A 12,777-nucleotide genomic window follows, 5' to 3' on the forward strand; every position below is an offset into this window, starting at 1 on the left:
CTCCAATGAGGAGATGTTGTGCCAAGACTTCCGATTGTCGCGAGATCTGGGACTGTGCGCGTGGTGCGGTGACTATTTTCCATTCCCGGTCGATCACGTAATCGCCTTGGTAACCAGATTTGTCGTTAGCGCAGCACGGGCCAGTCACCGTTCCCGCCCCGACATCGTAAAGCCCCTGGCCGACTCCACCAACGAAACCGGAGTGCGCGCGGGCGGCATTCCGACCGACCCGTGCTCTACTGATCTCCGGCCAACTCCCGCTAGCGGTCTCGCCTGCGGCATTTTGGTTTTCGGGTGCGCCGCAGTCCGCGACCCGCGCCTTGGAGCGCGTCCGACATAGGAAGACGTGCGACCGTTCCCGGCGTTAGTCAGATCGCCGTTGCTCGATCCGTCATGGCGTCCCGCACCCGCGAAGGTAAACCAGCCGTCCGCCGGATCATGCCATGGATAAATTTGCGTTCGATACCGTCAGGACCCAGCGCCAATGGCACCTTACCCGTCCGCAGCCACCGCGAGAACGCGTTCCGCTCGCTGCTGACTGCACCATGCCATCCCCCGCTGTCTTTGCGGTGAGAACATCTGGGCAACGTTGTCCTAGCAGCCGAGCGCGGCGCGAGCGGATCCTGAGATCCGCCTCGCTCGGTCGCGCTTCTTTGTAGCGTGGTGCCCGGAAGAGGACTCGAACCTCCACGACCTTGCGATCGCCAGCACCTGAAGCTGGTGCGTCTACCAATTCCGCCATCCGGGCACGGGGTAGGAGGGCGCCTCTAGGGGAGGGTCGCGATGCTTGTCAACACGCCTCTTGCTGGGGCAAGGGGTTATTCGTGATTGGCAGGCAAAACAAAGTGGACGGACGCGCGATGAACGACAAACTGGTGACGCTGATCGGGGGTGGCGGTTTCGTCGGCCGCTATGTCGCGCAGGCGCTGCTGGCGACGGGTGCGCGCGTCCGCATCGCGCAACGCGATCCGCGGCAGGCGTTCTTCCTTAAGCCGCTCGGCGGGCTCGGCCAGACGCAGTTCGTCGGTGCCGACGTCACCAAGCCCGAGACGATCGCGCATGCGGTGCATGGCTCGGACGTGGTGGTGAACCTGGTCGGCGTGCTGGCGGGCGATTTTCAGCGGGTGCAGGCGCTCGGCGCACAGACGGTCGCGCAGGCTGCGGCGAAGGCCGGCGTCGGCGCGCTCGTGCATGTCTCGGCGATCGGCGCGGATCCGGAGTGCGCGTCGGCGTACGGCAAGTCGAAGGGGCAGGGCGAGGCGGCCGTGCTCGAGGCGTTCCCCAACGCGACGATCCTGCGACCATCGATCGTGTTCGGCCAGGAAGACCAGTTCGTGAACCGCTTTGCCGGGATGATCGCCAAGGCGCCGGTCGTGCCGGTGCTGCGCGCGAGCGCGAAGTTCCAGCCGGTGTTCGTCGGCAACGTGGCCGACGCGGTGGTGGCAGCGGCGTCCGATCCCGAGACGTTCGGCGGCAAGACCTTCGAACTCGGCGGGCCTGACATCATCACGATGGGCAATCTCATCCGCTGGATCGCCAAGACGATCGGCCGCAACCCTTCGATCGTCGAGCTGCCGGACTTTGCCGGCGCGCTGATCGCCAAGGGGGGCTTCCTGCCGGGTGCGCCGATCACCAAGGATCAGTGGACGATGCTGCAGAGCGACAATATCGTCACCGGCACCGATGGCCTCGCCGCGTTCGGGATCGAGGCGACGCCATTGTCGACGGTCGCGCCGGGCTGGCTGGTGCGCTTTCGCAAGGCCGGACGGTTCGGTCGTCGCGCCGAGACGCATGCGGAAGTCCATGTCGCCTGATCCTGCGCGTGCTACGTACGCCTGACACTGCCCTGACCTACCGCGCCGGAGCACCCGCTTGACCGAACTTCTCACCGTCATCCTCCTCGGCATCGTCGAGGGGATCACCGAATTCCTGCCCGTCTCGTCGACCGGGCATCTTATTCTCGCGACGCGGCTGCTCGGCTATGATGCGGGGCGCTGGGAGGTGTTCAACGTCGTCATCCAGCTCGGCGCGATCCTCGCGATCGTCGTGCTATACTGGCGGACGTTCTGGGCGGTCGGCATGGGGCTGTTGAAGCGCGAGCCGAAGTCGTGGCTGTTCCTGCGCAACCTCGTGGTCGCGTTCATCCCGGCGGCGGTGATCGGCCTCGCGCTGCACAAGCATATCGAGGCGCTGCTGGGGAATGCGGAGGTCGTCGCGATCGCGCTGATCGTCGGCGGCTTCGCGATCCTCGCGGTCGAGCGGTTCGCGCCGCGCAGCGACATCAGCGGCGTGGCGGACATCCCCCTGAAGACGGTAATCGGCATCGGCTTCCTCCAGTGTCTTGCGATGGTCCCCGGCGTCAGCCGCTCTGGTGCGACGATTCTCGGTGCGCTGGCGCTGGGCGTTGAGCGGCGCACGGCGGCCGAGTTCAGTTTCTTTCTCGCGATCCCGACGATGCTCGGCGCGAGCGCGCTCGAATTGCTGAAGAACCGCGATGCGATCGCGAGCGGCGGCGGTGTCGGGCTTGGCGCGATCGCGATCGGCGCCGCAGTGTCGTTCGTCGTCGCGCTGCTGGTCGTGAAGTGGTTCGTCGGGATCGTCACCAAGCACGGGTTCGTGCCTTTTGCCTGGTACCGGGTAGCTGCCGGCTCGGCTGCGCTGGTCTGGTTGCTCAGCAAGTAGGTCCGATTCGGTATCAATAAGCCTTGTTGAGAATTGTTCTTATATAATTTGGCTGATTTGATCGATTAATACGTCAGTCATGCTGACATGCTGGTCGATTTCACGGTGACAAGCTTCCGATGGCGCAATAACGCGGCTGTCGGAGGCATGTATGGCGAACGATTCGATGCTAAAGTTTGTCGGGCGGGAGCAATCCTATCCGGCAAAGCGCACCGCGGATGAGCGACAGGAGGATTTCCGTGAAATCGCGCAGCGATACGCGGTCCAGCCAGCCGAGGAACAGGCCGGACGCTGCTCGCAGTGCGGCGTGCCCTATTGTTCGGTCCATTGCCCGCTGCACAACCATATCCCCGATTGGCTCCGGCTTACGGCGGAAGGGCGGCTGCGCGAGGCGTATGAACTCAGCAACGCGACCTCGACCATGCCCGAGATTTGCGGCCGCATCTGTCCGCAGGACCGGCTGTGCGAAGGCAATTGCGTCATAGAGTTCACCGGGCACGGCGCGGTCACGATCGGCTCGGTCGAGAAGTTCATCACCGACACCGCCTGGGAAAACGGCTGGGTCGAACCGCTGGTCCCCGGCAAGTCGCGCGGCCAGTCGGTCGGCGTGATCGGTGCGGGCCCGGCGGGCCTGACCGCAGCGGAATATCTGTGCGGGCACGGCTATGACGTCCACGTCTACGACCGCTACGACCGCGCAGGCGGGTTGCTCACCTATGGCATCCCCGGCTTCAAGCTCGAAAAGCCGATCGTCATGCGCCGCGTCGAGCGGCTCAAGGCAGCCGGCATCGTCTTCCACGAAGGCTTTGCGGTCGGCGATGACGCGAGCCTCGACGATCTCCGCCAGCGCCACGACGCGATCCTGATCGCGACCGGCGTCTACAAGGCGCGCGCGATGGACCTGCCCGGTGGCGGATCGAACGGCGTGGTCGCGGCACTCGACTTCCTCGTCGCCTCGAACCGCAAGGGCTTCGGCGACGCCGTCCCCGCATTCGACGACGGCAGCCTCAATGCAGAGGGCAAGGACGTCGTCGTGATCGGCGGCGGCGACACCGCGATGGACTGCGTCCGCACCGCGATCCGCCAGGGCGCCAAGTCGGTGAAGTGCCTCTACCGTCGCGACCGCGCCAACATGCCCGGCTCGCAGCGCGAAGTCGCCAATGCGGAGGAAGAAGGCGTCGAGTTCGTCTGGCTCTCCGGCCCGCAGAGCTTCGACGGCGGCGATATCGTGTCGAGCGTCAAGGTGCGGAAGATGCGTCTCGGCGCCCCCGACGCAAGCGGCCGCCGCGCGCCCGAACCCGATCCCGCCGGCGATTATTCGGTCGATGCCGATCTCGTGATCAAGGCGCTCGGCTTCGACGCCGAGGATCTGCCGACCCTGTTCGCGACGCCGGAACTGGGCGTGAGCCGCTGGGGCACCGTGCTGGTCGACGGCAAGACGCTGATGACCTCGCTCGACGGCGTGTTCGCGGCAGGCGACATCGTCCGCGGCGCGAGCCTAGTCGTCTGGGCGATCCGCGACGGCCGCGACGTCGCCGCGACGATGCACAAATGGCTGAAGACCAAGGCGGCCAACGCGAAGGTGGCGGCATGAGCAACGAACAGGGTTCCCCGATGATCGATCAACGCGCCCGTCTCGCCGAGCACGGCATGTACCGCCCCGAATTCGAGGGCGACGCGTGCGGCGTAGGTCTCGTCGCCGCCACGGATGGCCGCGCGTCGCGGCGTGTCGTGCAGTCCGCGGTCGATGCGTTGAAGGCCGTGTGGCACCGCGGCGCGGTCGACGCCGACGGCAAGACCGGCGACGGCGCAGGCCTGCACATCGACCTGCCGCTGCGCTTCTTCGACGACGCGGTCGCCGCGTCTGGCCACAAGGTCCGCCCGAACCGTCTCGCGGTCGGCATGATCTTCTTGCCCCGCACCGATCTGGGCGCGCAGGAGGATTGCCGGACGATCGTCGAGAGCGCGATCATCGAGGCGGGCTACACCATCTATGGCTGGCGGCAGGTGCCGGTCGACGTGTCCGTGATTGGCCAGAAGGCACAAGCCACGCGCCCCGAGATCGAGCAGATCATGATCGCCGGCCCGCTGCCCGAGGAGCAGGACGCCGCCGAGTTCGAGAAGACGCTGTACCTCGTCCGCCGCCGGATCGAGAAGCGCGTGATCGCGGCGCAGATCCAGGGTTTCTACATCTGCTCGCTGTCATGCCGTTCGATCATCTACAAGGGGCTGTTCCTCGCCGAATCGCTGTCCGTCTTCTACCCGGACCTGTGCGACCAGCGCTTCGAAAGCCGCGTCGCGATCTTCCATCAGCGCTATTCGACCAACACCTTCCCGCAATGGTGGCTGGCGCAGCCGTTCCGCTGCCTCGCGCACAACGGCGAGATCAACACGATCCGCGGCAACAAGAACTGGATGCTCAGCCACGAGATCCGCATGGCGAGCCTCGCGTTCGGCGACAATTCGGAGGACATCAAGCCGGTGATCCCCGCCGGCGCGTCCGACACCGCCGCGCTGGACGCCGTGTTCGAGGCGATCTGCCGCTCGGGCCGCGATGCGCCGACCGCCAAGCTGATGCTTGTGCCCGAAGCCGCCAGCCCGGACATGCCGCCCGAGCATACCGCGATGTACCAGTATCTCGCGTCCGTGATGGAGCCATGGGATGGGCCCGCCGCACTGGCGATGACCGATGGCCGCTGGGCGGTCGCGGGCATGGACCGCAACGCGCTGCGTCCGCTCCGCTATACGCTGACCTCCGACGGCCTGCTGATCGTCGGCTCCGAGAGCGGCATGGTCGTCGTTCCCGAATCCACCATCGTCGCCAAGGGCCGGCTCGGGCCGGGCGAGATGATTGCGGTCGACCTCGACGAAGGCCGCCTGCTCCAGGATCGCGAAGTAAAGGATCGCATTTCCGGCGAGGCGGATTACGCCGCGATGATCGGCGAATTCCACACGCTCGCCGACCTGCCCTCGGTCGAGGACGCGATCGTGCGTTATGACCGCGCCGAGCTCGCACGTCGCCAGGTCGCGGCGGGGCAGACGATGGAGGACATGGAGCTGATCCTGTCGCCGATGGTCGAATCCGCGAAGGAAGCGATCGGATCGATGGGCGACGATACGCCGCTCGCCGTCATCTCAGACAAGCCGCGGCTGATCAGCCAGTTCTTCCGCCAGAACTTCTCGCAGGTCACCAACCCGCCGATCGATCCGTTGCGCGAGCGCCACGTGATGTCGCTCAAGACGCGGTTCGGCAATCTCGCCAACATCCTCGACGTGCGCGACCAGCGCGAGCGCGTGCTGGTGCTCGATTCGCCGGTGCTGACGGGCGAACATTGGTCGCGGTTGAAGGCGCATTTTGGTAACGCGGTCGCAGAGATCGACTGCACGTTCGACGTCGGTGGCGGCCCCGAAAAGCTGCGCGCGGCGATCCAGCGCATCCGCAACGAGGCGGAGCAAGCCGTTCGCCAGGGCAAGAGCGAGATCTTTCTCACCGACGAGGCGATCAGCGAAGACCGCGTCGGCATCGCCGGCGTGCTCGCGGTCGCTGCTGTCCACACGCACCTCGTCCGCCGCGGCCTGCGCTCCTACGCGTCGATCAACGTCCGCTCGGCCGAGTGCCTCGACACGCATTATTACGCCGTGCTGATCGGCGTCGGCGCGACCACCGTGAACGCGTACCTTGCCGAAGCCGCGATCGTCGATCGCCAGTCGCGCGGGCTGTTCGGCGATCTGGATCTGGCCGAATGCCTCCGCCGCCACCGCGTCGCGGTCGAGGAGGGGCTGCTCAAGATCATGTCGAAGATGGGCATCGCGGTCATCTCGTCCTACCGCGGCGGCTATAACTTCGAGGCGGTCGGGCTCTCGCGCAGCCTGGTCAACGACCTGTTCCCCGGCATGCCTGCCAAGATCAGCGGCGAGGGCTATGCCTCGCTCCACGTCAACGCGACCGATCGTCACGAAGCGGCGTTCGATCCGGCCGTCGCGACGCTGCCGATCGGTGGCTTCTATCGCCAGCGCCATACCGGCGAGACGCATGCCTATTCCGCGCAGCTGATGCACCTGCTGCAGACCGCGGTCGCGACCGACAGCTATACGAGCTACCTGCAATTCTCGCGCGGCGTATCCGACCTCCCGCCGGTGTATCTGCGCGATCTGCTCCAGTTCAACTTCCCCGCGGAGGGCGTGCCGGTCGATCAGGTCGAGGCGATCACCGAGATCCGCAAGCGCTTCGTCACCCCCGGCATGTCGCTCGGTGCCCTTAGCCCCGAGGCACACGAGACGCTGGCGATCGCGATGAACCGGATCGGCGCAAAGGCCGTCTCGGGCGAGGGCGGCGAGGACAAGTCGCGCTTCGTGCCCTACGCGAACGGCGACAACGCCAACTCGTCGATCAAGCAGGTCGCTTCCGGCCGCTTCGGCGTCACGGCGGAGTATCTGAACGCCTGCGAGGAGATCGAGGTCAAGGTCGCACAGGGCGCCAAGCCCGGCGAGGGCGGTCAGCTCCCCGGCTTCAAGGTCACCGAGTTCATCGCCAAGCTGCGCCACGCGACGCCCGGCGTGACGCTGATCTCGCCGCCGCCGCATCACGACATCTACTCGATCGAGGACCTCGCTCAGCTCATCTACGATCTGAAGCAGATCAACCCGCGCGCTCGTGTCTGCGTGAAGCTCGTCAGTTCGGCGGGCATCGGCACGGTCGCGGCGGGCGTTGCCAAGGCGCACGCCGACGTGATCCTGATCGCCGGCCATGTCGGCGGCACGGGCGCGTCTCCCCAGACGTCGATCAAATATGCCGGCACGCCGTGGGAAATGGGCCTGTCGGAGGTCAACCAGGTGCTGACGCTCAACGGCCTGCGCGGTCGCGTGCGGTTGCGCACCGATGGCGGGCTGAAGACTGGGCGCGACATCGTCATCGCCGCGATCCTCGGCGCGGAGGAGTTCGGGATCGGCACGCTGTCGCTGGTGGCGATGGGCTGCATCATGGTGCGGCAATGCCATTCCAACACCTGCCCGGTCGGCATCTGCACGCAGAACGACGCGCTCCGCCAGAAGTTCGTCGGCACGCCCGAGAAGGTGATCAACCTGATGACCTTCATCGCCGAGGAAGTCCGCGACATCCTCGCGCGGCTCGGCGTGAAGAGCCTCGACGACGTGATCGGCCGCACCGAATTGCTGCGGCAGGTCAGCCGCGGCGCGGAGCATCTCGACGATCTCGATCTCAACCCGATCCTGGCGAAGGTCGATGCCGACGATTCGCAGCGCCGGTTCAGCCTGTCGACCTTCCGCAACGAAGTGCCGGACAGTCTCGACGCGCAGATCATCAAGGACGCGTCCGCGGTGTTCTCGCGTGGCGAGAAGATGCAGTTGACCTATTCGGTGCGCAACACGCACCGCGCGGTCGGCACGCGGCTGTCGAGCGAGATAACGCGGAAGTTCGGCATGTCGACGCTCGCCGATAATCACGTGACGATCCGCTTGCGTGGGTCGGCGGGGCAGTCGCTCGGTGCGTTCCTGTGCAAGGGCATCACCTTGGAAGTGTTCGGCGATTCGAACGACTATGTCGGCAAGGGGCTGTCAGGCGGCACGATCATCGTCCGCCCGGCGGTGAGTTCGCCTTTGGCATCGCAGGACAACACGATCATCGGCAACACCGTGCTCTACGGCGCGACATCGGGCCGACTGTTCGCGGCAGGGCAGGCGGGCGAGCGCTTCGCGGTCCGCAACTCGGGTGCAACCGTGGTCGTCGAAGGCTGCGGCGCGAATGGCTGCGAGTACATGACCAACGGCATCGCAGTCGTGCTCGGCGCGGTCGGCGCGAACTTCGGTGCGGGCATGACCGGCGGGATGGCGTTCGTCTACGATCCCGACGGCGTGTTCGCGAAGCGCGCCAACCCGGAGAACATCACCTGGGACCGCGTGAAGTCGCTGCACTGGGCCGACGTGTTGCTCGACTTGGTTCGCGATCATGCGGATCACACCGACAGCAAATGGTCGAAGGGCCTGCTGGAAGATTGGGACCGCGTGGCTCCCCATTTCTGGCAGATCGTGCCGAAGGAAATGCTGACGCGCCTGTCGCACCCACTGGACGACAGCGCGGAACTGGTCGCGGCGGAATAAGCCCAAGCCCTCACACCACCCCGGCGCCCGCCCGGGGTGGTGCAAGTTAGAGGTTTCACGCGGAGACGCGGAGACGCGGAGCTAAAGTCCCTCTGCATCTCTCTTATTGCGATCGGTGGTGAAGGAGCTTCGCCCGCAGCGAACGCAACACCTCCGCGTCTCCGCGCCTCCGCGTGAACCAAATCTTCTTGCTCGGCGCCAACCCGCGCTAGTGACACAGCCGCCCCCCACCGCCTAAACGGATGGCATGTGGCAGCTTTATCAATTCCCCCTGTGTCCCTTCTCGCGAAAGGTGCGCCTGCTGCTGGGCGAGAAGGGGGTCGGCTACGAACTGGTCCGCGAATCGCCCTGGGATCGCCGCGACGAGTTCATGGATATGAACCCCGCCGGCCAGACTCCGGTGATGGTCGACGCATCGCGCGGTGTCGCCCCGCTGATCGATTCGATGGCGATCTGCGAATTCTTTGAGGAAACCGTCGAGAAGGCGGCGATGATCAACGGCACCGCAACCAACCGCGCCGAGATCCGCCGCTTGGTCACATGGTTCGACACGCATTTCTACCGCGACGTCACCGGACCACTGCTGCACGAACGCATGGTCAAGCGCCTCGCCCACCGCACCGCGCCCGACGCGAAGGGCCTGCGCGAGGCGATGAAGGCCGCGGTCGGGCATCTCGATTATATGGACTACCTGCTCGATCACCGGAACTGGCTCGGCGGCGCGACGATGAGTCTCGCCGATCTAGCGGCCGCCGCGCAGATATCCGTCACCGATTATCTCGGCGGGATCGACTGGAAGGGCCACGACCAGACCGCACGCTGGTATCGCGGCTTCAAGAGCCGCCCGAGCTTCCGCCCGCTGCTGTCCGAACGGATGGAGCTGATCTCACCCCCGGCACACTACGACAATGTCGATTTCTGAGATGATCGCGTATCCGGACTTCGAGAAGGTCGACATCCGCGTCGGCACGATCGTCGAAGCGGAACCGTTCCCCGAAGCACGCAAACCCGCGTTCAAGCTGCGGATCGATTTCGGCGACGAGATCGGCGTGAAGCGCTCGTCCGCGCAGATCACCGAGCATTATACGCCTGAGACGCTCGTCGGCAGCCAGGTCGCCGCGGTCGTCAACTTCCCGCCACGTCAGATCGGCCCGATGATGTCCGAAGTCCTGACGCTCGGCTTTCCCGATGCGGATGGGAAGGTCGTGCTGATCTCGCCGACCGGACCGGTCCCGAACGGGGGTAGGCTGTTTTGAACCGTCCGGTCATCACCTAAATCCGTTCTCCCGCGAAGGCGGGAGCCCAGGGTACCAGTCGTAACGCTCTTGGCTCCTGGACCCCCGCTTTCGCGGGGGAACGGTAGGCAGGGGAGAATACCCTCGATAAGCGCCTGCTTACTGGCGCAGGTCGTTCTGCGTGATCGGCACGATCTTCACCTCGACGCGACGGTTCGCTGCCCGGCCCGCATCTGTGTCATTCGACGCGATCGGCTGCGTCTTGCCGTAACCGCGCGTACCGATCCGCGCGCTCTGCACGCCGTGGCCCGACAGGTAATCCGCGACCGAGCGTGCGCGACGCTCCGACAGCGTCTGGTTGTACGCGTCGCTGCCGGTCGAATCGGTGTGCCCGTACACGTCGACATAGGTCTGGTTGTACTGCGACAGCGTGTCGGCAACCTGGTCGAGCGTCCGCTGGAACTGCGGCTGCACGTTGGCGCTGTCATACGCGAAGGTGATGCCCGACGGGATGTTGAGCACCAGGTCGTCGCCCTGGCGGATCACCTGCACGTCGGTGCCGGCAGTGCGCGCGCGCAGGTCGCGCTCCTGCTTGTCCATGTACGCGCCGATGCCCGCACCCGCGAGACCGCCGATGCCTGCGCCGAGCAGCTTCTCGGTCCGGTCATGCCGTCCACCGACCACGTCGCCGAGCAGATAGCCGCCCAGCGCGCCGCCGATGCCGCCAAGCGCGGTCTTGGAAATCGTCTGGCGACCGGTCTCCGGATCGGTGGTGCAGCCGCTGGTGGCGATCAATGCCGCGATTGCAGCGCCTGCGAACATCTTGGTTTTCATAGATAATCTCCCTGAGACATGACGAATGACGGCTTCGTGCCCGATACGCCCGATAACCCGGTGTCGCGACGATTGTTCCGCCTGCGCACTGAACCGAGCCTGACCATCTTCGCGGTCCGATGTCGAGTATGCGCAAGCCAGTACGTAAGGACGGTTGTGCGACGGACCGTTGTCCTGCAAAGAGCGCGTGAGCCAATGGCACCGCTTCCCCCCTTCCCCTGGATCGACGTCGCGATCATCCTCGCGCTCGTCGCGTTGAACGGCGTGTTCGCGATGAGCGAACTCGCGATCGTCTCGGCGCGCAAAGCCCGGCTCGAGGCGATGGCGCGCTCGGGCAAGAAGGGCGCGCGCGCCGCGCTGGTCCTCGCGGCCGACCCCGGCAAGTTCCTCTCGACCGTCCAGATCGGCATCACGCTGATCGGTATCCTCGCCGGTGCGTATTCGGGCTCCAGTCTCGGCATGCCGACCGCCGCGCGGTTGCAGGCGTGGGGCCTGTCCGCCTCGACCGCGGAGACCGCCGGCTTCGCGATCGTCATTGGCCTGACGACCTATGCATCGCTGATCATCGGCGAACTCGTCCCGAAACAGTTCGCGCTGCGTGCGCCCGAGGCGATCGCCTCGTTCATGGCACCCGTCATGCGCTGGCTCGCGATCGGCACCGCGCCGATCGTCTGGGTGCTCGATTCGACCAGCGCGCTGATCTTCCGCGCGCTCCGCCTGAACCGCGAATCGGAAGAGCATGTCACCGCCGAAGAACTCCACATGATCGTCGCCGAGGCGTCGAAGTCGGGGATCATCGAGGAGCATGAGCGCTCGATCATCTCGGGCGTCGTCCGCCTCGCGGATCGCCCGGTCCGCGAAGTGATGACGCCGCGCACCGAGATCGACTGGCTCGACTGCGACTGGGGTCCCGACGAGATCCGCGAGACGCTGCTCGCATCGCAGCACACCCGCCTGCCGGTCGGCGAAGGCTCGATCGACGCGGTCAAGGGCGTCGTCCAGGCGCGCGACATCGCCGCCGCGCTGTTCCGCGGCGAGCCGATCGACCTGCGTGCGCTGATGCGCAAAGCCCCCGTCGTGATCGACCAGATCGACGCGATGGACGCGTTGCTGGCGCTCCGCGAAGCCGAAGTACCGATGGCGCTGATCCATGACGAATACGGCCATTTCGAAGGGATCGTGACACCGGCGGATCTGCTCGCGGCGATCGCTGGCGAGTTCAAGTCGGACTCCGATCCGGACGATGCGCCCTCGGTCGTGGTCCGCGACGACGGCTCGTTGCTGGTGGCAGGCACGATGGCGGCGGATTCGCTTGCCGACCGCCTTGGCATCGACCTCCCGGAGGACCGCGACTACGCGACCGTCGCAGGGTTGGCCCTGTCGGTGTTCCGCCATCTGCCGGGCGAGGGCGAAAGCTTCGTCGAACAAGGCTGGAAGTTCGAGATCGTCGATCTCGACGGACGGCGGATCGATAAGCTGCTGGTGAGCGAAGTCTGAGGGTCTAGCGTGGGGCGCGTAAGTTTATATCGAACCCGACGCTTCTACGTATGCACCACCCCGGCGAAGGCCGGGGTCCAATTGGCAAGGCCGCAGTAACGAAGCGCTACCCTAGTTTACGACGTCCCCCAATTGGGCCCGGCCTCCGCCGGGGTAGTGGTCGATTGGGAGACTTGTCTCCTACTTGAGGACTCGTTTCTCTCACGCCGAGGACGCGCTTGTCCCTGCCATCCGTTCGTCCTGAGTAGCCGCTGAGCTTGTCGAAGCGACGTATCGAAGGACAGGTTGGCGCGCGGAACACATGCTTCGATACGAGCCCTCAAGACGCTCCTGACGGAGCCACTCGGTTCTTACTCAGCACGAACGGAGAGGGCAGGGGGAAGAAGAGACGAGCCCGTTCGGCTCCGCCCCC

8 protein-coding genes and 1 tRNA gene are annotated in these 12,777 nt (G+C 65.7%); 7 read left to right on the forward strand and 2 right to left on the reverse strand.

Annotated elements, in window-relative coordinates; genetic code table 11:
• Window positions 1–661: 661 nt before the first annotated feature.
• Window positions 662–748 (reverse strand) — tRNA-Leu (locus C8J42_RS12025).
• Between the two features lie 112 nt (window positions 749–860).
• Here C8J42_RS12025 and C8J42_RS12030 point away from each other — a divergent pair.
• The 6 genes from C8J42_RS12030 to C8J42_RS12055 all read left to right on the forward strand — a co-directional run bounded on the left by C8J42_RS12030 (window position 861) and on the right by C8J42_RS12055 (window position 10,055).
• Complete coding sequence (locus C8J42_RS12030; RefSeq protein ID WP_133020222.1) at window positions 861–1,814, forward strand: complex I NDUFA9 subunit family protein; 954 nt, start codon at window positions 861–863, stop codon at window positions 1,812–1,814.
• A 58-nt stretch (window positions 1,815–1,872) separates the two neighbouring features.
• Complete coding sequence (locus tag C8J42_RS12035; protein WP_133020223.1) at window positions 1,873–2,682, forward strand: undecaprenyl-diphosphate phosphatase; 810 nt, start codon at window positions 1,873–1,875, stop codon at window positions 2,680–2,682.
• A 151-nt stretch (window positions 2,683–2,833) separates the two neighbouring features.
• The gene (locus C8J42_RS12040) at window positions 2,834–4,276 is read left to right on the forward strand and encodes an NAD(P)-dependent oxidoreductase (protein WP_133020224.1); all 1,443 of its coding nucleotides are present in this window, start codon (window positions 2,834–2,836) and stop codon (window positions 4,274–4,276) included.
• A gap of 20 nt (window positions 4,277–4,296) precedes the next feature.
• The gene (gene gltB, locus C8J42_RS12045; protein ID WP_165895499.1) at window positions 4,297–8,799 is read left to right on the forward strand and encodes a glutamate synthase large subunit; all 4,503 of its coding nucleotides are present in this window, start codon (window positions 4,297–4,299) and stop codon (window positions 8,797–8,799) included.
• 247 nt (window positions 8,800–9,046) lie between these two features.
• A complete protein-coding gene (locus C8J42_RS12050) occupies window positions 9,047–9,721 on the forward strand; it encodes a glutathione S-transferase family protein (RefSeq protein ID WP_056054264.1) in 675 nt (224 codons plus the stop codon).
• Window positions 9,708–10,055 (forward strand): tRNA-binding protein, encoded by a 348-nt coding sequence (locus C8J42_RS12055; RefSeq protein ID WP_133020225.1) that lies wholly within the window; start codon window positions 9,708–9,710, stop codon window positions 10,053–10,055. The genes C8J42_RS12050 and C8J42_RS12055 overlap by 14 nt, the downstream gene beginning before the upstream one ends.
• A 138-nt stretch (window positions 10,056–10,193) precedes the next feature.
• Here the strand turns inward: C8J42_RS12055 and C8J42_RS12060 are convergent, their stop codons facing one another.
• On the reverse strand, window positions 10,194–10,868 hold the full coding sequence (locus C8J42_RS12060) for an OmpA family protein (RefSeq protein ID WP_133020226.1): 675 nt from the start codon (window positions 10,866–10,868) through the stop codon (window positions 10,194–10,196).
• A 195-nt stretch (window positions 10,869–11,063) separates the two neighbouring features.
• Here C8J42_RS12060 and C8J42_RS12065 point away from each other — a divergent pair, with 195 nt between their 5' ends.
• Window positions 11,064–12,365, forward strand: coding sequence for a hemolysin family protein (locus C8J42_RS12065; protein ID WP_056488005.1), 1,302 nt, complete (start codon window positions 11,064–11,066; stop codon window positions 12,363–12,365).
• Window positions 12,366–12,777: the final 412 nt, after the last annotated feature.

It is taken from the genome of Sphingomonas sp. PP-CE-1A-559, from assembly GCF_004340965.1.
Lineage (GTDB): Bacteria > Pseudomonadota > Alphaproteobacteria > Sphingomonadales > Sphingomonadaceae > Sphingomonas.